At 64.5% G+C, this 21,955-nt stretch carries 20 protein-coding genes; 13 read left to right on the top strand and 7 right to left on the bottom strand.

Annotation, left to right across the window (positions count from 1 at the left end; genetic code table 11):
• Positions 1-230 precede the first annotated feature (230 nt).
• Positions 231-842, top strand: a complete 612-nt coding sequence (locus K3F48_RS20675; protein ID WP_222577337.1) for a hypothetical protein — start codon at positions 231-233, stop codon at positions 840-842.
• A gap of 46 nt (positions 843-888) precedes the next feature.
• Here K3F48_RS20675 and K3F48_RS20680 read toward each other — a convergent pair whose 3' ends face one another.
• Positions 889-1,629, bottom strand: coding sequence for a carbonic anhydrase (locus tag K3F48_RS20680; RefSeq protein ID WP_222577338.1), 741 nt, complete (start codon positions 1,627-1,629; stop codon positions 889-891).
• A gap of 726 nt (positions 1,630-2,355) precedes the next feature.
• Here K3F48_RS20680 and K3F48_RS20685 point away from each other — a divergent pair.
• Positions 2,356-4,128, top strand: a complete 1,773-nt coding sequence (locus K3F48_RS20685) for an ABC transporter ATP-binding protein (RefSeq protein ID WP_222577339.1) — start codon at positions 2,356-2,358, stop codon at positions 4,126-4,128.
• Between the two features lie 101 nt (positions 4,129-4,229).
• Here K3F48_RS20685 and K3F48_RS20690 read toward each other — a convergent pair whose 3' ends face one another.
• Complete coding sequence (locus tag K3F48_RS20690; RefSeq protein WP_222577340.1) at positions 4,230-4,691, bottom strand: host attachment protein; 462 nt, start codon at positions 4,689-4,691, stop codon at positions 4,230-4,232.
• Between the two features lie 872 nt (positions 4,692-5,563).
• Here K3F48_RS20690 and K3F48_RS20695 point away from each other — a divergent pair.
• A complete protein-coding gene (locus tag K3F48_RS20695; protein ID WP_222577341.1) occupies positions 5,564-7,351 on the top strand; it encodes an alpha/beta hydrolase-fold protein in 1,788 nt (595 codons plus the stop codon).
• 151 nt (positions 7,352-7,502) lie between these two features.
• On the opposite strand, the gene K3F48_RS20700 is transcribed toward K3F48_RS20695, so the two are convergent.
• On the bottom strand, positions 7,503-9,167 hold the full coding sequence (locus K3F48_RS20700; RefSeq protein ID WP_222577342.1) for an acyl-CoA dehydrogenase family protein: 1,665 nt from the start codon (positions 9,165-9,167) through the stop codon (positions 7,503-7,505).
• Positions 9,168-9,273: 106 nt separating this feature from the next.
• Complete coding sequence (locus K3F48_RS20705) at positions 9,274-9,831, bottom strand: TetR/AcrR family transcriptional regulator (RefSeq protein ID WP_222577343.1); 558 nt, start codon at positions 9,829-9,831, stop codon at positions 9,274-9,276.
• Between the two features lie 143 nt (positions 9,832-9,974).
• On the opposite strand from K3F48_RS20705, the gene K3F48_RS20710 reads away from it, so the two are divergent.
• Together K3F48_RS20710 and K3F48_RS20715 are read left to right on the top strand one after the other, a co-directional pair.
• Complete coding sequence (locus tag K3F48_RS20710) at positions 9,975-11,159, top strand: NADH-quinone oxidoreductase subunit D (protein WP_222577344.1); 1,185 nt, start codon at positions 9,975-9,977, stop codon at positions 11,157-11,159.
• Positions 11,160-11,192: 33 nt separating this feature from the next.
• Positions 11,193-12,605, top strand: coding sequence for a cytochrome P450 (locus tag K3F48_RS20715; protein ID WP_222577345.1), 1,413 nt, complete (start codon positions 11,193-11,195; stop codon positions 12,603-12,605).
• 269 nt (positions 12,606-12,874) lie between these two features.
• On the opposite strand, the gene K3F48_RS20720 is transcribed toward K3F48_RS20715, so the two are convergent.
• Together K3F48_RS20720 and K3F48_RS20725 are read right to left on the bottom strand one after the other, a co-directional pair.
• Positions 12,875-13,648: a hypothetical protein gene (locus tag K3F48_RS20720; protein WP_222577346.1), complete on the bottom strand. Its 774-nt coding sequence runs from the start codon at positions 13,646-13,648 to the stop codon at positions 12,875-12,877.
• A gap of 183 nt (positions 13,649-13,831) precedes the next feature.
• The gene (locus K3F48_RS20725; RefSeq protein WP_222577347.1) at positions 13,832-14,134 is read right to left on the bottom strand and encodes a hypothetical protein; all 303 of its coding nucleotides are present in this window, start codon (positions 14,132-14,134) and stop codon (positions 13,832-13,834) included.
• A gap of 227 nt (positions 14,135-14,361) precedes the next feature.
• Here K3F48_RS20725 and K3F48_RS20730 point away from each other — a divergent pair, with 227 nt between their 5' ends.
• From K3F48_RS20730 to K3F48_RS20760, 7 genes are all read left to right on the top strand, one after another.
• Entirely contained in the window at positions 14,362-14,706 is a 345-nt protein-coding gene (locus K3F48_RS20730) for a helix-turn-helix transcriptional regulator (protein WP_222577348.1), read from the top strand.
• Positions 14,690-15,592, top strand: coding sequence for an SRPBCC domain-containing protein (locus tag K3F48_RS20735; RefSeq protein WP_222577349.1), 903 nt, complete (start codon positions 14,690-14,692; stop codon positions 15,590-15,592). The genes K3F48_RS20730 and K3F48_RS20735 overlap by 17 nt, the downstream gene beginning before the upstream one ends.
• A 9-nt stretch (positions 15,593-15,601) precedes the next feature.
• Entirely contained in the window at positions 15,602-16,558 is a 957-nt protein-coding gene (locus K3F48_RS20740) for an SRPBCC family protein (protein WP_222577350.1), read from the top strand.
• A 32-nt stretch (positions 16,559-16,590) separates the two neighbouring features.
• A complete protein-coding gene (locus K3F48_RS20745) occupies positions 16,591-17,004 on the top strand; it encodes a VOC family protein (protein ID WP_222577351.1) in 414 nt (137 codons plus the stop codon).
• A gap of 89 nt (positions 17,005-17,093) precedes the next feature.
• Positions 17,094-17,504, top strand: coding sequence for a VOC family protein (locus tag K3F48_RS20750; protein ID WP_222577352.1), 411 nt, complete (start codon positions 17,094-17,096; stop codon positions 17,502-17,504).
• A 58-nt stretch (positions 17,505-17,562) separates the two neighbouring features.
• Complete coding sequence (locus K3F48_RS20755) at positions 17,563-18,108, top strand: SRPBCC family protein (RefSeq protein WP_222577353.1); 546 nt, start codon at positions 17,563-17,565, stop codon at positions 18,106-18,108.
• Entirely contained in the window at positions 18,105-18,587 is a 483-nt protein-coding gene (locus K3F48_RS20760; RefSeq protein ID WP_222577354.1) for a VOC family protein, read from the top strand. The genes K3F48_RS20755 and K3F48_RS20760 overlap by 4 nt, the downstream gene beginning before the upstream one ends.
• A gap of 757 nt (positions 18,588-19,344) precedes the next feature.
• Here K3F48_RS20760 and K3F48_RS20765 read toward each other — a convergent pair.
• A complete protein-coding gene (locus K3F48_RS20765; protein WP_222577355.1) occupies positions 19,345-20,313 on the bottom strand; it encodes a beta-ketoacyl-ACP synthase III in 969 nt (322 codons plus the stop codon).
• A gap of 215 nt (positions 20,314-20,528) precedes the next feature.
• Here K3F48_RS20765 and rimO point away from each other — a divergent pair, with 215 nt between their 5' ends.
• Positions 20,529-21,881: a 30S ribosomal protein S12 methylthiotransferase RimO gene (gene rimO / locus K3F48_RS20770; RefSeq protein ID WP_222577356.1), complete on the top strand. Its 1,353-nt coding sequence runs from the start codon at positions 20,529-20,531 to the stop codon at positions 21,879-21,881.
• Positions 21,882-21,955 lie beyond the last annotated feature (74 nt).

The following is a 21,955-nucleotide window of genomic DNA, read 5'->3' on the forward strand; positions in this document are numbered from 1 at the left end:
TGGCAGACTGAAATGGAGAGGCGTTGTCTCCACAGACTGCTGACTCGCAACAACAAGTTAGAGTCAGTATGTTAGACCGAGTTCCCGCCGCCAGCCCGTCGCGTCGCTTCATTGCCGAGATTTCGTATGGCGGGCGGCGGGCGGCGCCTCTAAAATGCCGGGAAGCGGGCCGTAACTGACCGGCCGGGAGAGACGCGGGCGCGGCGCCGCGAACAAGGGAGGTCGAGACGATGACACGGGCGAAAGAGGCCACGGGCCGGGCCTCGGCGGGCGCAGCGCTGGCGATTGCTCTTCTGGCCCTTTCGGGCGGCGCGCCGGCGCGCGCCTATGACGACGCCTCGACCGTCACCTCGATGCTCTCCCTGTTCGGCGCGGGCGAGGAGGAGAACGAGAAGATCGTTTATCGCGAGCGCTCCAAGCTGGTGCTGCCGCCGGGCGGACGGCAGCTTCCCGAGCCGCAGTCGCGCGAGTCCGCCCGTCCCGCCGCCTGGCCGGTGGATCAGGAGATGGCCCGGCGCCGAGGCGCGCAGAGGCCGGCGCCGCAGGCGGGACTGAACGAAAATCCCAATGAGCCCGGCGCGAAGCGCGGGCCCACCAAATGCCTGGCCGCCGCCACCGAAGGCAATTGCACCCTCGCCACCGAGGCCGACGACCCGCTTCTCGGCGCCGGCGACGGCCCGAGGACCCGCGCGGCCGGACAATCCTCGACGCGCGCCTTTCTCACCGAGCCGCCGGCCGCCTATCGCCAGAAGGTGGGGGGCGGCAAGGGCGTCGCGGATGCGGAGAAGTCATCGGACTGGTGGAACCCCGGCGCGCTCATCGGCCGCGTGTTCGGCGACTGACGGCAAGATTGGGAGGCGGCCCGGGCGCGAGCCGCCGGCCCATCCGTCAATTGCGCAGCACCACGCGGCGATGCAGGGCCTGCAGCGGGCGCGCGTTCATCGGGAACAGCGCCTTGAACGCCGTTATGTCGTCATCGGCGACCGATGCCGGCGCCGCGAAGACGTTCCAATTCACCACCTCCGAGCACGGCGGCGTCGTCAGCGAGCCCTGATAGCGGTAGAATTTGCGGGTTTTCGGCAACAGCGCGGCCGCGTCGATCGGCGCCCTCAGGGTCGCCTTCCCCTCTTCCTTCGGCGCGACGTCCATGATCGCCGAGAACGCCTTGTTCGGCGCGCCGCCGATCATCAATACGCCCAGCACCAACAGATCGCCTTCGGCATGGGCGTGCACGAAATGCGCCTCCATCGCGCGGCGCTCGCCATTGATCGCATGCTCGCTCGGCGTATGGAAATGGAACTGCTTCAGCTCATATTTGCGGCCGTCCAAGGTCGCGGAGCCGCCAGGGGCGGCGTTCGCCTGAATGGTGTGGCCGTTGTTGACGATCTCGAAGGCCTGCGGCTTCCAGGCCAGCTTGGGCCCATGCACCTCGGCCTTGACGGCCCCGGTCAGGTCGATCGGCGATTGCTCGGCGCCGATGGCGCAGGCTTGGGCGGCGGCGTCATGCGCGCCCCAGTCCTGCGGGTCCTCGTAGGACCAATGGGCGTGCGCCCCTTCCGCGCGCGCCGCAGCGGCGCAGAGCGGGCATCCGATGAGGCCGGCGAGAAAAGATCGACGCGTGAAAGCCATGGCAGCCCTCCTCCGGTGGCGGGGCTGCCGACCCGCCATCGGATTTTTCGTGAGAGTTCGGCGCCGAATCGCGCCGTCCGCCGAAATTATGGCACAATGGCAAAGTTCACGTTAGCCGGCTTGACAGGAGCGCCTCGTCGCGCCACTCCGCGCGAGGAAAAAGCGCCGTCGGGTACGATCATGAAGAAGGACGACAAGGGCTCGGGCGCGCCCGCCAAGGGCGCGGGCGCGGGCAAGAAAAACGCCGAAGCGCTCGCCGCCGCGCTGCGCGCCAATCTGATCCGCCGCAAATCGGCCCGCCCGCCGGCCCCGGAAACGCGCCGAAAGGTCCTCGCTGAGCCTTCGGCGGAGCTGCGCCGAGCGACCTTCAGGAGCGACCTTCAAGAGCGAAGGAGCGACCTCCAGGTTGACAGTGGACGCGTTTCGCTCCAATAGTCACGCTATATTGCGCCGCAATATCGCCTGCCGCCGACGCGGCCGCCGCACCTCGAATCGGGGAGTCGCCATGATGAAAATCGTCATGTTTCGTCGTTCCCCGGGCCGAGCCTGATCGTTCAGGCGCCGAGCCCGGCATAGCTCCGGGCTTCATCAGGCTCCCGCCGCGTCCTTCCGATCTTCGCGGATCGCGACTCCCTCGAAACGCCCCGGAACGAGCCGCGACGCTTCCCGCGTCGTCCATTCGATTCTTCTCTCAGGGAGCGGAGCGCCGGCGCGTTCCGCGCGACCATGACCGCTTATTGGCAGACGCTGCGTTTCGCCGCAGCCTATTGGCTCCTGTCGCCCCGCCTGCTGGCTGCGATGCTGGCGGCGCGTCTCGTGTCCAATGTCGTCGACGTCTTCGTGCCCGTCGCCTCCGGCCGGCTCGCCGACGCCGTCGCCGCGGAGCCGCGCGCTCTCGGCCCGGCGCTCGCCGCGCTGCTCGCCTTTCTCGGCACTGTGGCGCTGTTTCACATGCTGCGCAATTTCGTCGCCTTCTCCATCTGCCATGTCGCGGCGCATGGCATGGCGGCGCTGGTGCGCGACGCTTTCGCGCGCGTGCAGCGCTTCTCGGCGGATTGGCACGCCAACGCCTTCGCCGGCGCCACGGTGCGCAAGATCACGCGCGGCATGTGGGCGTTCGATACTCTCACCGACACGCTGATCTTCGGCATTCTCCCGGCCGCGACCGTCATCGTCGCGATTACGGGGCTGTTGTCCTGGCGCTGGCCGATGCTCGGCGTCGTGGTCGCCGTCGGCATCACGCTCTTTCTCGCCATGGGCGTCGGCCTGTCGCTCGGCTGGATCAGCCCGGCCGCGCAAATCTCGCAGGGGCTCGATTCGGCGGTGAGCGCGCGGCTCGCCGATTCCATCACCGGCAATCAGATCGTCAAAGGCTTCGCCTCCGAGGCGCGCGAGGATCAGAGCTTCGCGGCGCTCGTCGCCGAATGGACCGGGCGCACGCTCACCGCCTGGTATCGCGGCTCGACGGTCGGGCTGCTGCAGGCGATCGTTCTCATCGTCATGCAGGCGGCGCTGCTCGGCTGCGGCCTGCTGCTGTGGTCCGAGGGAGAGATGACGACCGGCGACGTCGTGAGCCTCATCGGCATTCAGGGCCTCATCAACGGCTATCTGCGCGACATCGGCGAGCACGTGCGCAATCTGCAGCGCGCGGTGAACGAGATGGAGGATGTCGTCGCCTTCGCCGCGGCGGAGCCGGAGGTGGTCGACGCGCCGGGCGCGACGTCGCTCGTCGTCACACGCGGCGAGATCGTCTTCGATCGCGTGACCTTCGGCTATCCCGCCGCGGGCAGGCCGCTCTACGACGATTTCTCGGTGACCATCCGTCCCGGCGAGCGCGTCGGCCTCGTCGGCGCCTCGGGCGCCGGCAAGACCACCTTCGTCAAGCTGCTGCAGCGCCAGTTCGATCTCGACGCCGGCCGCATACTCGTCGACGGGCGGGACATCGCCGATGTGACGCAGGCGTCGCTGCGCCGCGCGATCGGCATTGTCGCGCAGGAGCCGACCCTGTTCCATCGGCCGCTCGCCGAGAACATCGCCTATGGCCGGCCCGACGCTGCGCCCTATGAGATCGCCGAGGCGGCGCGTCTCGCTCATGCCGACATCTTCATCGAGCGTCTGCCCGACGCCTATGAGACGCTCGTCGGCGAGCGCGGCGTGAAGCTGTCGGGCGGCGAGCGGCAGCGCGTCGCCATCGCCCGCGCCATTCTCGCCGATACGCCGATATTGGTGCTGGACGAGGCGACATCCTCGCTGGACTCGGTGTCGGAATTTCATATTCGCGCCGCGATCGAGCAATTGTCCTCGGGACGCACCACCATCGTCGTCGCGCACCGCCTGTCGACGGTGCAGCAGCTGGATCGAATCCTGGTGTTCGACCACGGCCGCATCGTCGAGGACGGCTCGCACGCCGAGCTGCTGCGCCTGCCGAATGGGATTTACCGTCGGCTGTTCGAAACGCAGGCGGGCGGCAGCGATCTCATCGACGCGGACGTCGGCTGAGCGTCCGCGGGGAGAGTTGGCGCCAGGGACGAAACGAAGGTTTCACGCGCCCTCGAGCGCGATCCTCGGCATGAGGGAAGCCTTCGTCTCGCTCTGATGGCCTATTCCGCCCGGAACTGCCGCGCCAGCGCCTTCTCGATCTCGGGAAGCGGATGGTGGGTCAGATCCTTGTCCAGCTCGCCCCGCACCTTGCCCTTGGCCTTTTGCGACAGCTCCTGGCGCAATTCGCCGAGCACGCGCGGCGGAGCAATGATGACGATCTCGTCCAATTCGCCGGATTCGGCGGCCGTGTTGATCCGTTCGGCGATCTCCCTTGCGAAATGCTCCTTCTCGAGCTCGTGCCAATCGGAATTCTCGACGGCGCTGCGTGGCGCTCCCGCCGTGCCGAAGGCGCGGCCCGGCGCGTCGCTCCCCTGCTCGCGGGTCGGCGGGTTCTCGTCGACGCGCGCCTCGACGACGCGCAGGTCGATGAGGTCCGGATCACCGTGATTTTGCAGAAAAAGGGCTCTGCGGCCGTCGCCGACGAGAACCCAGGCTCCGTTGTGAACCGCAATATTGGTCATGTTGTTGGTCTTTCGTTGAACGGCCCTACAGGGATCATCTGGGAGCCGTTCTGCGCGACGGCAAGCGCGGCCCGATGCCGCGCTTTCGCTCGGCGCCGGCTCTTGCGTCGGCGCAGATAGAGCCGCGCAGATCACGATCCGCCGAGGAGGCGGCTTCGTGAGCGGTCATACATTTCGATTCGAAGAAAAATGCTCGTCGCGAAGTTCCGTTCATCAAAACGATTGCGTCGGATTCTGCTTGGCGCTTTTCTATTTGTGGGCGCAGGCGCGATGTGGCGCGGCTATTGGATACGTTCGGTCACGATCGAACTCGGAGGCGGGTACAGCCTGACCTATTCGATCGACTGGGGCCGCTTCCAGCGGACGGACGAGTTTCGATTTTCGCGCGGATGGCTTCCGGTCTTTCGTGGCTCCAGCGGCGAGACGGAGATAGGGCAGAGGCCTGACCACGCTGGCGTCACAGTTTACGTCTCGGCCGATGGAACGCGATATTTCCTCGGCCATATCTTCGGAGGCTCCGAGTTCGACGCACGCGCCGGATATTTGACGAAGAGCTGCAGTTTTGATCGGCCTCCGCCTTCGAGACTGGCGGGAGCGAGACGCCATCGATCCGGGCTCCGCGGTTCTCGCGCCGGGTCCAGAGGAGACCGGCGAGCCGCAGCAGCAGCCGCCTCCATCGAAATATTACCTGGGCTTGAACTATATCGGGGAGTTCAGGCTGATCTATCGCGATCGATTGTCCTGGCGTGGCGACGACGTGGGTTTTGTCCCATCGAGCAAAGCGCCCGAACCGCGCTTCGGCTTGAATGGCTCGTGCGGGTGACGTCTGCTCGAGCCGATCCTACGCCGCGACTTGCGCGCGCTGGAGCAGTTTGAAAGTCCGTCCAACGCCGGTCGCGTCGTCGCCGGAGAACGAGCGAAGCCTCGGAAAAGCGATTGAACGATCATCTTATGTAGGTGTATCTGCTTATGAGGAGATAGTCATGACGGCACTTCTTATAAAGCTCATTCCTTTCGCAATTTTCCTGTTCGGATGCTTCGCGGCAACGACAACGAGCGCGCTCGAGGTTGGCGAGCCTGTGGAAGGGACGCTCGAATTCGGAAGGGCGCAGAGCTACGCGCTAGCGCTCCATGCGGGCGATTACATCGAGGCGACGCTCGAAGAACGCGGCTCTGGCAGCCAAATCTGGGTTCTCGCGCCGAATGGCTCCCGTTCGAGAAAATTCAATGTGGACGGCGCGAAGCGAGAGTTCGCCTTCGTCGCCGACGCCGATGGGGTCCATACCATTCAATTGAAAACGGCAGACAATTCTGGCCACGCCGGTGAAAAAGCCGGAACATTCAGCTTGCGAGTAGATCATGTTTTGCCGCTCTCTGAGCGGATGAGGCTCGGGACAGGCCGCTCCCCCTACGCGGTTCCAGAAATCGAAGCGCTACAGCGGGAGCTTCCTTCGCCGGGCGCCGTCGAACGGTTTTGGCGACAGGTCGCGCAGGTTGGAACGCCCCTGGTCACGCCGATCGCCAATGACGACGCCCATCAGCTGGCGACGTTCTTGTGGCGGGGAGATGCGACGACACAAAACGTCGTGGTGCTCGGCCCGTCTCAAAGCCGGCCGATAGCCGATTATCTGATGGATCACATTCCCGACACGGACGTGTGGCGTCTGACGCTGAAACTTCCCGCCGGCGCACGCTTCGCTTACACGCTTTCTATCAACGATCCTCTGGTTCTCGAGGGGCCGCGCGCCGCCGAGCGTGCGGCGACCCAGCAGGCGGACCCGCTCAATCCCAAGAAGAGCTGGAACTACGCTCCGGGGGCGGGCGTTCACGAATATTCGAGCATGGCGGAACTGCCGGGAGCGGCTCCGCAGCCCTGGATATCGAAGAGGCCGGGCGTCCCCGAAGGGAAGGTCGAGCACACGCTCTTCAAGAGCGATTTGCTCGGGAACGAACGCAAGATCACGATCTATACGCCAGCCGCCTATCAGAAAGGCGGGGCGCCCGCCGATCTTCTCGTCCTTTTCGATGAGAACGCCTACATCGACCGCGTTCCGACTCCCACGATTCTCGACAATCTCATTGCGGCCGGGTCGATTCGACCGACGATCGCTGTCCTGATCGCCAATCCGAGCCAGGAAACGCGGGTGAAGGAACTGTCCCCGAATCCGACGTTCGCTGATTTTCTCGCGAATGAGTTGGTCCCATGGGTCCGCGCCCATTACCGCGTAGCCGCCGAGCCTGGCCGGACCGTCGTCGCCGGGTCGAGTCTCGGCGGCATAGCCGCGACTTATGCCGCGCTTCGCCATCCGGAAATTTTCGGCAACGTCCTCTGTCAATCAGGTTCGTTCTGGTGGGCTCCGGACCATAGATTCGGTGGAGACCCGATAACAGAAACGAATTGGCTGGCCAGGCAATTCATCGAGAATTCCAAGCTGCCTATTCGGTTCTACATGGACGCCGGGCTGTTCGAGGTCGATTTTTCGGGGAGCGGCGGCGCCATTCTCGAGCCATCTCGGCAGATGCGCGACGTTCTCCTCGCGAAGGGCTATGAAGTTCATTACAAGGAATTCGCGAGTGGTCACGACTATCTGAACTGGCGAGGAACGCTCGCCGACGGATTGATATTGCTGACCGGCGTGACACAGAGCGCGAAGCGATGAAGCGCGGGCCGCGCCAGAAATCGTCGAACTCCGACCAACGCACGGCGCAAGAAAAGAGCCGACGATCTCGCCCTCGGCCCGCCCTTCGAGACGCCCGCTGCGCGGGCTCCTCAGGGCGAGGGAGCTAAGGCGAGACCGACAGCTCGCCGCCTCAGCCCTCCAGCAGCCGCCGCGCGATGACCTGCGCCTGAATCTCAGCCGCGCCCTCGAAAATATTGAGGATGCGCGCATCGCAGAGCACGCGGGAGACCGGATATTCCAAGGCAAAACCATTGCCGCCGTGAATCTGCAGCGCATTGTCCGCCGCCGCCCAGGCGACGCGCGCGCCGAGCAGCTTGGCCATGCCGGCCTCGAGATCGCAGCGCTTGCCCTCGTCCTTTTCCCGCGCGGCGAAATAGGTGATCTGCCGCGCGACGTGAATCTCGATCGCCATATTCACGATCTTGTCGAAGACGCGCGGGAAGGAGAACAAGGGCTTGCCGAACTGGATGCGCTCCTTGGCGTAGCGCAGGCCCAAATCCAGCGCTGCCTGGGCGACGCCGAGCGCGCGCGCCGCGGTCTGGATACGCGCGGATTCGAACGTCTCCATGAGCTGCTTGAAGCCGTTGCCTTCCTTGCCGCCGAGGAGATTCTCGGCCGGCACCTCGAAATTGTCGAAGCCGATCTCGAACTCCTTCATGCCGCGATAGCCGAGCACCTCGATCTCGCCGCCGGTCATGCCCTTGGCCGGGAAGGGATTTTCGTCGGTGCCGCGCGGCTTCTCGGCGAGCAGCATGGAGAGGCCCTTATAGCCCTTCTCGTTCGGATTGGTGCGCACGAGCAGCGTCATCACATCGGCGCGCACCGGATGGGTGATCCAGGTCTTGTTGCCGACGACCTTGTAGACATCGCCCTCGCGCGTCGCGCGGGTGCGCAGATTCGCGAGATCGGAGCCATTGTTCGGCTCGGTGAAGACGGCGGTCGGCAGGATCTCGCCCGACGCGATCTTGGGCAGATATTTCTGCTTCTGCTCTTCGGTGCCGCCGACGAGGATCAATTCGCCGGCGATCTCCGAGCGCGTGCCGAGCGAGCCGACGCCGATATAGGCGCGCGACAATTCCTCCGACACGACGCACATGGCGATCTTGCCCATGCCGGAGCCGCCATATTCTTCCGGAATGGTGAGGCCGAAGACGCCCAATTCCGAGAGGCCGGAGATGACCTCGAGCGGAATGTAGTCGTTCTTCAAATGCCATTCATGCGCATGCGGCGTCACATTGTCGGAGGCGAACTTGCGCATCTCGCTGCGGATCGCCTCCAGCGTCTCGTCGAGTCCGGTGGCGCCGATGGTCTCCGCCGCCTCGTGATGGTCGATCAGCTCGGCGAGACGCGCGCGGTTCGGCGCGGTGGAGCCGGTGGCGATCAGCGCATCGACCTCGGCGATGCGGCGCGCGGCGACATCGGCGGGCGTGAGGCCGAAATCCGAGAGGCGGACGAACTCGCCCTGGCTCATCGGAATGCCGCCGAACACTTGCGCGAGATATTCGCTGAAAGCGATGCGGGTGAGCAGATTTTCGGTCTCGCCATAGGCGCCCTCGGCGACGAGGCGATCGGCATAGGCGAGCAATTCGCGCAGGCCCTGCACATAGGTCGCGAACCAGGAGAGGCCATGGGCGGCGTGCTGCTCGGTCTCGATCAGCTCATTGGAGAGCTTGCCGTCCTTGGCGACGCGGGCGCGCACGGCGGCGAGCGCTTGGGCGTAGAGCGCCTCCACCGAGGCGAAAGCCGCCTTCGCGTCGGGCAGCCAATTCGTGGAGGAGGTCTCGGTCGCGCTCATTCTCTCTCGCTCTCGGGATGGGCCCGGAGGGGCCGTCGGGTGACAGGATTTTTCCTAAATGCCGCCAATCGGCGAAGGACGCAACCGCCTCCCTCGCCGCGCCGAATCAGCTCTCCTCCGGCTCGTCCAGGCCGAACAGCCGGTTTCCGACCCGGGAAATGGCGAAAGCGCGCGGATCGGAGGGGTCGTCGATCAGCCATTGCAGGCCGATGACGGTCGCATATTGGATGCAGGCGAAAGCCTGCGGGTCGTCGATGTCCGGGCGCATCTGGGTCAGCAGGCAGGCGAGGCCATGGATGCGCGAATAATCCACCTCCTGCAGCACGGCGCGGACGATGGGCTCGCTCGCGGCGAGCCGCCGCACCTCCCGCTCGAAGCGGAAATCGATCTCGAACACCCCGGCGCGCAGCAGCTTTCGCCAAGTCTTGTGCGAGGCGTCCTGCGCGAAGCGGGCGCCGGCGACGTCGATCGCCTGCACGCGCCAGCGCTCCATGAGCGCGCGCAGGAAGGCGTCCCGATCGGCGAAATGATGGTAGAAGCTGCCCTTGGTGCGACGCGCCGCCGCCGTCAGCCGCTCGATCGTGAGCGCCGACGACCCCTCCTCGGCGAGACGCTTCGCGCCGAGCGCCAACCAATCCTCTTTCTTGAAGCGTCCGCTCGTCATTCGCGTTCCGATGTCGCCGTTCCGGGACTTATAGACGCCGTTTCGACAAAAAGCCCCTTGCCGCAAAGATACTAGGTGGTATGGTATGGAATTCGAGGCGACAGCCCGGCCTCTGCGATTTCATACTGCATTGGACGCATCTCATGGCGGACGGGTCCTTACGCAATTTCACACTCAATTTCGGCCCCCAGCATCCCGCCGCGCATGGCGTGCTGCGCCTCGCGCTCGAGCTGGACGGAGAGGTGGTCGAACGCGCCGATCCGCATATCGGCTTTCTCCACCGCGGGACCGAAAAGCTGATCGAGGCGCGCCCCTATCTGCAGAGCGTCCCTTATTTCGACCGGCTCGATTATTGGTCGCCGATGAATCAGGAGCATGTCTTCTGCCTCGCGATCGAGCGCCTTCTCGGCGTCGCGCCGCCGCGGCGGGCGCAGCTCATCCGCGTGCTGTTCTGCGAGATCGGCCGCCTCCTGTCGCATCTTCTCGCCATCGGGGCGCTCGCTTCCGACGTCGGCGCCATGACTCCGCAATTTTGGGCCTATGACGAGCGCGAGAAGCTGATGGGCTTTTCCGAGCGCGCCAGCGGCTCGCGCGTGCATGCCAATTATTTTCGTCCCGGAGGCGTCGCGCGCGATCTGCCCGACGCGCTCGTCGCCGACATCGCCGCATTTTGCCGCCCTTTCCTGAAATTCTGCGACGACATCGAAGCGCTCGTGCTCGACAACCGCATCTTCAAGCAGCGCAATGTCGATGTCGGGACGATCTCGCTCGAAGAGGCGTGGGCGTTCGGCTTCTCCGGCGTGATGGCGCGCGCCAGCGGCGCCGCCTGGGACTTGCGCAAGGCGCAGCCCTATGAATGCTACGAGGAGATGGCGTTCGACGTTCCGGTCGGCAAGCACGGCGACTGCTTCGATCGCGCTGCGATCCGCGTGGAGGAGATGCGCCAGTCCGCCGCCATCGTCACGCAATGCGCGAGCAAATTGCTCGAGGCGCGGAACCAGGGCCCCGTCGCCGATGCGCGGCTCGCCGCGCCGCCCCGCGCGCAGATGAAGCGCTCGATGGAGGCGCTGATCCATCATTTCAAGCTCCATACCGAAGGGTTCAGGGTTCCCGCCGGCGAGGTCTACGCCGCCGTCGAGGCGCCCAAGGGCGAGCTCGGCGTCTATCTCGTCGCCGACGGCTCAGGCCGACCCTATCGCTGCAAGATCCGCTCGCCCGGCTTCGCGCATCTGCAGGCGATGGATTTCTTGTGCCGAGGCCATATGTTCGCCGATGTGGCCACGATCTTGGCGTCGCTCGACGTCGTTTTCGGAGAGGTCGATCGCTGAGCGCGACGCGCCGCCGCAATCAGAGGAGGCTTTATGTTCCACGATCCGGACTTCACGCCTTTCACGCCGCGCGAGAAGCCGTCCTTCCTGGCGGTGTCGCGCAATTACCTCGAGAATTACCCGGCAGAAGCCTATCGAACCGATTTCTTCTCCACCGATGGACTCTGGCCCTTCTTTCCGCGCATGCATTATGTCGTCAGCCCCGAGCTGATCGAGGAGCTGCTGGTCACGCGCGCCGACGCCTTTCGCCGCGACGACATCGCGAGCAAGGCGTTGCGCGGGCCGGTCGACCGCGACACGCTGTTCTTCTCGGAAGGCGCCGAATGGAAGTGGCAGCGGCGCGCCATCTCGCCGGCCTTCCGCTATGAGAATATTCTCGCTCTGGTCCCCTATTTCGTGCGCTGCGCACAGGCGCAGGGCGAGGAATGGCGCCGCCTCGGCGACGGCGCCGAGGTGGAGATCACCGAAGCGATGTCGCGCACGACCTTCGCCGTCATCGAGAAGGCGGTGTTCGGCGCCTCGGAGAATTTCGACAGCGACGGCTTCATTGCCGCGCTGCGGCCGGTGCTCGGGAGCTTCGCCTGGCGCATGCTGGCCGTGATGTTCCGGCTGCCGCCGGATTGGACGCCCTATCCGGGCCTGCTCGCCGCGCGCGCCGGCTCGCGCTTCGTGCATGACGAGACGGCCAAGCTCCTCGCCGAGCGCCGCGCCCGACCCGAGGCGACGCGCGACATCATGGGCCTGCTGCTCTCCGCCAAGGATCCGGAGAGCGGGCGGGTCATGACCGACGCCGAGCTCGTTGCCAATCTGCACGGCTTTCTGCTCGCCGGGCATGAGACATCGGCCGTCGCGCTCGCCTGGACCTTCTGGCTGCTGGCCAAGGATCAGGCGACGCAGGAGCGCGCCCGCGAGGAGGCGGAGCGCGTCGCCGGCGCCGGCGAGATCACGCCGGAGACGGTCGAGCAGCTGGCGTTCACCCGGCAGGTCCTGCAAGAGTCGATGCGGCTGTTCCCGCCTTTCGCCGCGCTCGGCCGCCAGCCGCGGGAGGATACGACGCTCGGCCCGCATCGCGTCGCCGCCAAGGAGCCGGTCTATGTGCAGACCTGGTGCCTGCATCGGCACGAGAAGCTCTGGGACGATCCCACCGGCTTCGATCCCGATCGTTTCGCGCCGGAGAAGGTGAAGGCGCGGCATCGTTACGCCTATTTGCCCTTCGGCGCCGGCCCGCGCATCTGCGTCGGCATGGGCTTCGCGCTCACCGAAATGGCGACGATCGTCGCGACGCTGCTGCGCGAGTTCCGCTTCGAGACGGTTCCCGGCCATCGCCTCGAGCTGGCGCCGACCTTCGCGACGCGGCCGAAGGGCGCGCTGCCGCTGCGCATCACGCGCGTGTCGAAAGGGCGCGCCGTCGGGTCGGCACCGGCCGGCTCGGCGGTCTTCGGATAGGCGAACGGCAATTGCCCGAGCACGCGGTTCCGCGCGCTCGGGCGTTCGGAGTTCTTTATTCTGGTGGGTCAGTTTGAATTTCGTCGTTTGACCCTTAGGAGACGTTCGGGAATAGGTGACACGCGACATTCACGCTCATCTTTTGTGCTACCCGTTGAAAATCCGCCATGCGTTCGCGAAGCCAACACCGCCAAGGAGCTTATAAAATACATCGAAGCAGTATTTGTCCGTTCGATCTTGAAGCAGCACTTTACGAGGTTGTGCTGCGCTCACTTAGGCTTGCAGTTATCGTTCTGAATCATGGCCGAGATAAATTTGTCGGCCCGATTCCAAATATCTAGTGACAGTTCCATTTTTGAATACTCCAATGGACCGACTTCTACCTCCATCTCTGGAGCGCATTGCGGAGAGAAAATCAGATGGCATTTGTTATTGTTAGCATACATATTGCATTCTGCGACAAGACTGTATGATGTTTTGTCATTGGTATATTTAATCATATATTTATTATTAATAGTTATTTTGCCTATGTAAGTTGTTACTTCGTCAAATATGACGTCAAATCCAAATTTAGGCGGTTGTTCGATAAATTTAGTTGATCGTCCGTCATCGTGTGCTATATCTCCTGCAGCACGTTTGCGCAGATAATGATGCGCAAATAATTCCGTAGCTGACGTATTTCCCCGGTGAAGACCCACATTTTCCAGGTAGACGATGAGAAGTCCGTTGCAATACCCTGGGCATCGATACGGATTGACGTCAGCATTTTGCGGGTCGGTTACCGAACTAAAGTCGGGGTAGAAAGCAAAAAAATACATCGGACCTTTGTGTGGTCCGCTTGAATCAGGCGTGTGATAGGCGTAGCGCTTCGGTATATTTAAACGGACCAATTGTGGGTCGGGATATTTGGATGCTTCAGCCAACTCCCAAGTTTCTGATCCAGAAAGGCTAGTCTCGGTCCAAGCGCCGAAGCCGGCCGCGAGCAAGAATGCGGCGGCGAGAGGAAAAAGCCGAGCCATCCGCGCGAAAACTACAGGCCGCATGCGCGCAAATTCCCTTTCACGGTATCACGGCTAATTCGCCGCGCGTCGCAACGATATGCGACGCAAGTTGCGCATTCGTCATCTTCTGGTACGATTTTCCTTCTGGAGAGCGGAAATAGAAGCCCTAAAACCTTCGAGGAAAGTGCCCCGACTTTGGACAGAGCGCCAAATGCAGATGCTCCCTCAGCGTCGTCTGGAATATCCAACCCAAAGGAATATCACTCTTAACATGCCCCCCGTGAGTGCCGAGAAGCCGGTAAGGCCGATGAGAATTCTCATGAGCAAGGGGCCGGCCTGTTGTGATGCTGCATCGGGGAGCGATGGCCAGAGAAAATAAGCCGTCGCGAGACAAAATGTGAGAAAAATGGTAACCACCTCCACGTTGGGCAGGAACATCGGAACGACAAATAATACGAACATCAAAATAAAGATGAGCATGCCCGTCCTTTCAGAAAGGTCGTAGCGTGAGGCAGGAAATTCATTCATAACAACCTTGAATTCCGTGACAAGCAGAAGTTAATGTGTCGATTGAATTCCGTCGAGCCATTCTCGGGAACGACCGCTTCTGGCGCAATTGCGAAATTCAAATCAACCCGCGACCTTTATTTCCGGCGAAGCGGGCGTCTCTGAAGGGCGGCGCCCAGGCGCGCGCTTGACAGTTATATAGCTATTAGGTTATGTAGCCTACAAGTTACATAACCGAAAAGCTAATCATGGCAGACCCGCTCAGCGCCACCTTCTCCGCCCTCGCCGACCCGACGCGCCGCGCCATTCTCGCCCGGCTCGCGCAGGGGGAGGCCTCGGTCGGCGAATTGGCCGCCCCCTTCTCCATCAGCCAGCCGGCCGTCTCGAAGCATCTGAAGGTGCTGGAACAGGCCGGGCTCGTCACACGCGGCCGCGCCGCGCAATCGCGCCCCTGCAAGCTCAATGCGGCGCGGCTGCGCGAGGTCTCCGAATGGCTCGAAACCTATCGGCGCTTCTGGGAGGAGAGCTTCGACCGGCTCGACGCCTATCTCGCCGAATTGCAGAAAGGCGATCCCGATGCTCCAAAAAACTGACCTGCTGGTCGAGCCGCTGGTTGTCACACGCCGCTTCGCCGCGCCGCCCGCGCTCGTCTTCGAAGCCTGGCTCGATCCGAAGGCGGTAGGACGCTGGCTGTTCGCGACGCCGGGCGGCGTGTCGGCGCATGTCGAGATCGACGCGCGCGTCGGCGGCGGCTTCGCCATTCACGAGACGCGCGGCGACACGCTCGCCACGCATTTCGGAGACTATCTCGAGATCGATCCTCCGCGCCGCTTGGCGTTCACCATGGGACGCGATCGCGAGGGGCCTTTCTCGCGCGTTGTGATCGACATCGTCGCGGACGGCGCCGGAAGCCTGCTGACATTGACACATCAGATCTCGCCGGAATGGACGGCGAGCACGCCCGCCTTCCGCGCCGGCTGGAGCGGCATTCTGGACGGCCTCGCGCGCGCGACCGGCGAAGCGGATGCGCCGCACAGCCTCGTTCTGTTCAAGACATTCGAGGCGCCGCGCGCGCTCGTCTTCAAATGCTGGACCGAGCCGCATCATCTGATGCGATGGCTGTGCCCCGCGACCTTCACGGTTCTGTTCGTCGACAATGATCTTCGCATCGGCGGCAAATGGCGCGCCGGCATGCGCTCGCCGGAGGGCGAGGAGTTCATCCATCACGGCGAATATATAGAGATCGAGCGGCCCGCGCGCCTCGTGATGACGCATTCCTGGGAGCGCAATCATCTGGAGCCCGCCGCGCTGACGACGCTGGAGATTTCGCTGAACGAGCAGGACGGCAAGACCGAGATGATCTTCGTGCAGAGCGGCCTCGCGACGGAAGCCTCCGCGCTCTCGCATCGGCACGGCTGGACCGGCGCCTTCGATTATCTCGCCGAGCTCGCGCGCGAGCTCGGCGCCGCCGATCAGTGAGGATTCGTCATGTCCAAAGAGAGCTGCGTCACTGTCCCATCGGATGCGCCGGAAATTCGCGGGACACGTCTTTTCGATGCGCCGCGTGCGCTCGTCTTCGACGCTTTCGCTTCGGCCGATCGTCTTGCGCGCTGGTTCGGCCCGAAGGGCTTTTCGCTCACGACGCAATCTTTCGAATTCGCGCCCGGCGGCGTGTGGCGTTTCGTCATGCATGGACCGGACGGACGCGATTATGAAAACAAGATCGTGTTTCGCGAGATCTCGCGGCCGGAGCGAATTTCCTACGTTCATCCGGGCGACGACGGCGCCGAGCCGGTCGTGATGGAAGTCACGGTCGTCTTCGCCGACGAAAGCGGCAAGACGCGCGTCGATTGGCGCAACCGTTTTCCGACGCTCGCGGAGCGTGATCGCGTCGAGCGCGACTATGGCGCCGCGCGCGGCCTCGCGGAAAATCTCGAGCGTCTCGGCGAATTCGTCGCGCCGGTCTTCGTCACATCGCGCCGTTTCGCCGCCGCGCGCGATGACTTGTGGAAGGCGCTCACCGAGCCGGAGCGCATGGCGCAATGGTTCGGGCCGAAGGGGATACCCGTCTTCGCCTCGCAGATGGATTTTCGTCCGGGCGGCTTCTATCACTATGGCCTGCGCACGCCGGACGGCGGCGCCATGTGGGGGCTTTTCGATTATCGCGAGATCGAGGCGCCGACGCGCATCGTGAGCGTCGACTCGTTTTCCGATGAAAATCGCGGACTGACGCGTCATCCGCTGAGCGAGACTTGGCCGCTGAAGCTGGAGACGGTCTTTCTCCTCACGGATGCGGAAAGCGGCGGCGCCGAGCTGACGTTGCATGCGCGGCCTTTCGAGGCGAGCGCGGACGAAATCGCGACCTTCGCCGGCGCGCTCGGGTCCATGGAGAATGGCTGGGTCGGAACACTCGACCAGCTCGAGGCTTATCTCGCGCGGAAGTGACGCGAGCGATTTCCCACCGTAGGAGAAACCGAATGCATATCCAGCCCTATCTGTTTTTCAACGGCCGTCTCGACGACGCCATCGCCTTTTACAAGGACGCGCTCGGCGCCGAGGTGCAGATGCTGCTGCGCTATAAGGACAGCCCCGAGCCGCCGCCGCCCGGCGCCGTCGCGCCCAATTGGGACGACAAGATCATGCATTCCTGCCTGAAGATCGGCGAGACGAGCGTCTTCGCCTCGGACGGCTGCGGCACTCTCGCGACCGGCTTCAACGGCTTCGGCCTTTCGATCGCGGTGAAGGACGAAGCGGAGGCGGATCGCGTCTTCGCCGCGCTCGCCGATGGCGGGGAAATCCGAATGCCGCTGGGAAAAACCTTCTTCTCGCCGCGCTTCGGCATGGTCGTCGATCGCTTCGGCGTGCTGTGGATGGTCGTCATTCCGCAGTGAGTGGCGCTTGACGAAGCGAAAAGCGGGGCCATGATTCGCCTCACGCAACGGGCGCCGCGCGCAGCGACGCCCGACGAAGAGAGGACCTCATGACCGTTCAACCCTATCTCGTCTTCGACGGCCGCGCCGAAGAAGCCGCCGCCTTTTATGAAAAAGCGCTCGGGGCGAAAATAAACATGCTGATGCGCTACAAGGACAGTCCCGTGCCGACGCCCGAGGAGATGCTGCCGCCCGGCTGGAGCGCCAAGGTCATGCATATGGCGCTCGAGATCGACGGGTCGGTCGTGTTCGGCTCGGACGGCGACGGCGAGGCGACAGGCTTCAAGGGATTCTCGCTCTCCTATAGCGCGAAGACTCAGGAGGAGGCCGAGCGGGTCCATGCCGCGCTCGCCGAGGGCGGCGAGACGCAGATGAAGCTCACCAAGACGTTTTTCTCACCCAGCTTCGGCATGCTCACCGATCGCTTCGGCGTTCATTGGATGGTGGTCGTGCCGCAGTGACCGCGCGGCGCTCCTTCGACGAGGAGCGCCGCTCCGCCCGATTGCGAGGACTGAGCCTATGTTGGAAATCATCGGCGCCGGCGTCGCCGTCGTCATCGCCGCTATTCTTCTCTCTGCGGCGCGCAAGCCCGACGTCTGCCGCATCACGCGATCGATCGTCATCGCGGCGCCGCCGGAGCGGATCTTCCCGCTCGTCGACGATCCGCGCGCGACCAACGAATGGAGTCCGTTCGTGAAGGATCCGAGCATCGCGCTCACCTATGACGGCCCGGAGCGCGGGGTCGGCGCGGCCTGTGATTTCGCCGGCGATTCGAAGGTCGGCGCGGGGCGGGTCGAGATCGTCGAATCCCTCGCGCCGTCGAAAGTGGTCGTCACCCTGCGCCTGGATCGCCCGATGAAATGCCGCAACCGCGTCGAATTCACCATTCTTCCGCAGGCGGACGGCTCGCTCGTGACATGGGACATGTCCGGACCTCAGCCCTTTCTCGGCAAGCTGATGACCATTTTCTTCGATCCCGAGAAAATGGTCGGCGGCTCTTTCGAGAAAGGCCTCGCCGATCTGAAGACGCTGGTCGAGGCGGCGAGAGAGGAGGCGACGCAATGATCTCCGCCTCCAAAATACGCCCCTGCCTCTGGTTGGACCGCGAGGCCGAAGAGGCGGCGAATTTCTATGTCTCGCTGTTCCCCGATTCGCGCGTGACGAACATATCGCGCTATGGCGAGGCGGGACTGGGCGCGCCGGGATCGGTGATGGTCGTCGCTTTCGAGCTCTCGGGCCTGGCTTTCATGGCGCTCAATGGCGGACCGATCTTCAAATTCACCGAAGCGATCTCGCTGGCGATCGATTGCGCCGATCAAGCGGAGGTCGATTTTTATTGGGAGCGGCTCGGCGCCGGCGGGCAATACAGCCGCTGCGGATGGCTGAAGGATCGTTACGGCCTGTCCTGGCAGATCACGCCGCGGCGGCTGCCCGAATTGGTCGGCGGCGCCGATCGCGCCGGCGCGGACCGCGCGATGCGCGCCATGCTGCAAATGGCCAAGATCGACATCGCGGCGATCGAAGCGGCTTACGCCGGGAGCTGATCGACGGCGCGCGCCGTCGACGCTCGCGCGCAGCCGCGTGACGCGCAGCGGCGACGCGCCTTTCGGCCGGGTCGTGAAGCTCGGCGCCAGCTCGGGGCGATGGCCGGGCGCGGTCTCGAGTCGGAATATCCGCACCAGAGTCGCGCGCCATTTCCGGTCGGCGCCTTCCGAGAAGAACAGGCTGTCGCGCTCCACCGGGCCGGCGAGCGCATTGCCGACATTCCGGCTCTCCATTCGCAAGCCTCTGTTTCATGATCCATATCAGAAGCTGCTCGGGCCGCGCGCGGCGGGTCGCGCTCCGTTTTCCTGCTTGGCGCGGCGGTCTGGGGAAAGAAGGGGTGGCGGCGGCCATCATCCTTCGAGACGGCCGCCTCGGGATGAGGGGCTGATTTTTTTCGCACGGACCTCCTTTTCTCTCCTTCGACCGCGTATCTCGAAACAGGGGTCATGTCGGCCCTCGTCGGAAAAGGGGTGCGGCGATGACACGACGGAAACGTCAAAGCGAGCATAAGGGGCCACGATCACGATCGCGACGTTGAGCGTCGCGAGCCTCGTTTCAACGGCTTCGCGAGCTACGCCACCCTGCTCGAAGGCCACAAGGTGACGGCGCAGATCAATCTACGCAACATCACCGGTGCGAAATACTACGCCGGCGCCGACAATTACTTCAATGGGAACGGCCAGCCGCTGCCGATCTTCCCGGCCAAGCCCTTCACCGCGGTCGGCTCCATGAACCGCGGGCGCTTCGCCGCCGCCCTCACCACCGCAGCACGGCGCCGCCCCAGGTCATGCCGGCGCCGATCGCCATCATGGCGATCACATCGCCCTTCTTCAGCCTGCCGGCGCGATTGGCTTCGTCGAGCGTGATCGGCAGGGAGGCGCTCGAGGTGTTGCCGAAGCGGGAAATGTTCATCCAGCATTTCTCGAGCGGCACGCCGAGATTGGCGAGCACGGATTCGATGATGCGGGCGTTGGCCTGATGCGCGATCACGTGATCGACATCAGCCGCCGTCACGCCCGCCTGGGCGAGCGCCTCGCCGACGATCTCGGGGAGGAGGCGCGTCGCGACCTTATAGACCTCGCGGCCGCGCATCTTGATCTTGCCGCCTTCGAACACGCCCTCCGCTCGCGCCGTAGCGCGCGGAATGCCGAGGATGCCGGTGAGCGAGCCGTCGGTGCGCAGGCTCGTCGCGAGCAGGCCGCGTCCCTCCTCCTCGCCGCGGCCGAGCACCATGGCCCCGGCGCCGTCGCCGAAGAGCACGCAGGTCTCGCGATTGGTCCAGTCGGTGACGCGGCTCAGCGTCTCCGCGCCGATGACCAGCGCGCGGCGGATCTTGCCGCTCGTCAGAAACTGGTCGGCGATGGAGAGCGCATAGAGCGAGCCGGCGCACGCCGCCGAAACGTCGAAGGCGAAGGCGTTGCTCGCGCCGATCGCCGCCTGCACATAGGCGGCGGAGGCCGGGGTCATGGCGTCGCCGGTGACGGTGCCCAGAATGATCATGTCGATCTCCAGCGGATCGACGCCGGCGAAAGCGAGGGCGCTGCGAGCGGCTGCCGCCGCCATGGTCACGGTGGACTCCTCGGGCGCGGCGATGCGCCGCTCCTCGATCCCGGTGCGGCTGACGATCCACGGACCGGAGGTCGCGACCATCTGCTCGAGATCGGCATTGGTCAGCACGCGAGAGGGGGAGTAGGACCCGGTTCCGAGGATGACGGTTCTGAGCAAAGGCGTTTCGCCCTTTCTTTTCTCGATGAGAGGGCGAGCCTGAAGGCTCGCGGTCCAGATGCGGCCCTTGGACCGCGAGCCTTCAGGCTCGCCTTCTGATGCTCGCTGCTTCTTCGATGCGAGCCGGTCGGCCTCGGCAATCGCCGGGCCGCGCTCACGTTTGTCGCCGCCCCGGGCGATTGCCACGGCGGGCCCGCCATGGCAAGCGTCTTTCCATGCAGAACCCGTCCCCTCCGGCGCCCGCCGACGCGCCGCGCGTCTCCTTCGTCTCGCTCGGCTGTCCCAAGGCGCTGGTCGACAGCGAGCGCATTCTCACCCGGCTGCGCGCGGAGGGCTACGAGCTTTCGCGCACCCATGCCGGGGCGGATGTCGTCGTCGTCAACACCTGCGGCTTTCTCGACAGCGCCAAGGCGGAATCGCTCGAGGCGATCGGCGCGGCGCTGAAGGAGAACGGCAAGGTGGTCGTCACCGGCTGCATGGGCGCCGAGCCGCAGGCGATCGCGGAGCGCTACCCCAATGTGCTGGCGATCACCGGACCGCAGGCCTATGAGAGCGTCGTCGCGGCGGTCCACGCGGCCGCGGCGCCGCGCCATGATCCGTTCCTCGATCTCGTGCCGGAGCAAGGCGTCAAGCTCACGCCGCGCCATTACGCCTATCTGAAGATTTCGGAAGGCTGCGACAATTCCTGCTCCTTCTGCATCATTCCGCACCTGCGCGGGCCGCTCGTCTCGCGGCCGGCGGCGGATGTGCTGCGCGAGGCGGAACGGCTGGCGAAGGCCGGCGTCGAGGAGCTGCTGGTCATCTCGCAGGACACGAGCGCCTATGGCCGCGATCTGCGCTACGCCGAGAGCGCGTTCGGCGATCGGACCGTGCGCGCGCGCTTCCTCGATCTCGCCCGCGAGCTCGGCTCGCTCGGCGTATGGGTGCGGCTGCATTACGTCTACCCTTATCCGCATGTCGACGAGGTCATCGAGCTGATGGCGGAGGGGAAGGTGCTCCCCTATCTCGATATCCCATTCCAGCACGCCGCGCCCTCCGTATTGAAGGCGATGAAGCGTCCCGCCAATGAGGAGAAGACGCTGGAGCGCATAAAGGCGTGGCGGCGCGCCTGCCCCGACCTCGCGCTGCGATCGACCTTCATCGTCGGCTTTCCTGGCGAGACCGAGGCGGATTTCGGCTATTTGCTGGACTGGCTCGACGAAGCCGAGATCGACCACGCCGGCGCCTTCCGCTACGAGCCGGTGGCCGGCGCGCCGGCCAATGAGCTGCCGCTGGAAGCGGTTCCCCCCGAGGTGAAGGAGATACGCTGGAAGCGCTTCATGGAGCGCCAGCAGAAGGTGAGCGCGCGGCTACGGAAGAGAAAGATCGGCAAGCGCCTGCAGGTGCTGATCGACGAGCCCGGCGGCGGCGCGGCGGGCGCCCTCGCCAAGGGCCGCGGCAAGGCCGACGCGCCGCAGATCGACGGCGCGGTGCATGTCGCGTCGCGCAGGCCGCTCAGGGCGGGAGACATCGTGACGGTGAGGATCGATCGCGCCGACGCCTATGATCTCTACGGCGCGGCGGTGTGATAATGATGCGATAATTACGCGATCTTCGGCCACGCCCCTGCTCCCAAGAATAGGAGAAGGGGCGCGGCTGAGAT

The organism is Methylosinus sp. Sm6, from assembly GCF_019802345.1.
Lineage (GTDB): Bacteria > Pseudomonadota > Alphaproteobacteria > Rhizobiales > Beijerinckiaceae > Methylosinus.

Excerpts from the sequence above, each read along its gene's own strand:
- K3F48_RS20720 (WP_222577346.1), bottom strand. The coding sequence starts at position 13,648 with ATGCGGCCTGTAGTTTTCGCGCGGATGGCTCGGCTTTTTCCTCTCGCC.
- rimO (WP_222577356.1), top strand. The coding sequence starts at position 20,529 with ATGCAGAACCCGTCCCCTCCGGCGCCCGCCGACGCGCCGCGCGTCTCC.
- K3F48_RS20725 (WP_222577347.1), bottom strand. The coding sequence starts at position 14,134 with ATGAATGAATTTCCTGCCTCACGCTACGACCTTTCTGAAAGGACGGGC.
- K3F48_RS20680 (WP_222577338.1), bottom strand. The coding sequence starts at position 1,629 with ATGGCTTTCACGCGTCGATCTTTTCTCGCCGGCCTCATCGGATGCCCG.
- K3F48_RS20705 (WP_222577343.1), bottom strand. The coding sequence starts at position 9,831 with ATGACGAGCGGACGCTTCAAGAAAGAGGATTGGTTGGCGCTCGGCGCG.
- K3F48_RS20710 (WP_222577344.1), top strand. The coding sequence starts at position 9,975 with ATGGCGGACGGGTCCTTACGCAATTTCACACTCAATTTCGGCCCCCAG.
- K3F48_RS20750 (WP_222577352.1), top strand. The coding sequence starts at position 17,094 with ATGACCGTTCAACCCTATCTCGTCTTCGACGGCCGCGCCGAAGAAGCC.
- K3F48_RS20685 (WP_222577339.1), top strand. The coding sequence starts at position 2,356 with ATGACCGCTTATTGGCAGACGCTGCGTTTCGCCGCAGCCTATTGGCTC.
- K3F48_RS20760 (WP_222577354.1), top strand. The coding sequence starts at position 18,105 with ATGATCTCCGCCTCCAAAATACGCCCCTGCCTCTGGTTGGACCGCGAG.
- K3F48_RS20745 (WP_222577351.1), top strand. The coding sequence starts at position 16,591 with ATGCATATCCAGCCCTATCTGTTTTTCAACGGCCGTCTCGACGACGCC.
- K3F48_RS20735 (WP_222577349.1), top strand. The coding sequence starts at position 14,690 with ATGCTCCAAAAAACTGACCTGCTGGTCGAGCCGCTGGTTGTCACACGC.
- K3F48_RS20675 (WP_222577337.1), top strand. The coding sequence starts at position 231 with ATGACACGGGCGAAAGAGGCCACGGGCCGGGCCTCGGCGGGCGCAGCG.
- K3F48_RS20740 (WP_222577350.1), top strand. The coding sequence starts at position 15,602 with ATGTCCAAAGAGAGCTGCGTCACTGTCCCATCGGATGCGCCGGAAATT.
- K3F48_RS20715 (WP_222577345.1), top strand. The coding sequence starts at position 11,193 with ATGTTCCACGATCCGGACTTCACGCCTTTCACGCCGCGCGAGAAGCCG.
- K3F48_RS20690 (WP_222577340.1), bottom strand. The coding sequence starts at position 4,691 with ATGACCAATATTGCGGTTCACAACGGAGCCTGGGTTCTCGTCGGCGAC.
- K3F48_RS20755 (WP_222577353.1), top strand. The coding sequence starts at position 17,563 with ATGTTGGAAATCATCGGCGCCGGCGTCGCCGTCGTCATCGCCGCTATT.
- K3F48_RS20700 (WP_222577342.1), bottom strand. The coding sequence starts at position 9,167 with ATGAGCGCGACCGAGACCTCCTCCACGAATTGGCTGCCCGACGCGAAG.
- K3F48_RS20730 (WP_222577348.1), top strand. The coding sequence starts at position 14,362 with ATGGCAGACCCGCTCAGCGCCACCTTCTCCGCCCTCGCCGACCCGACG.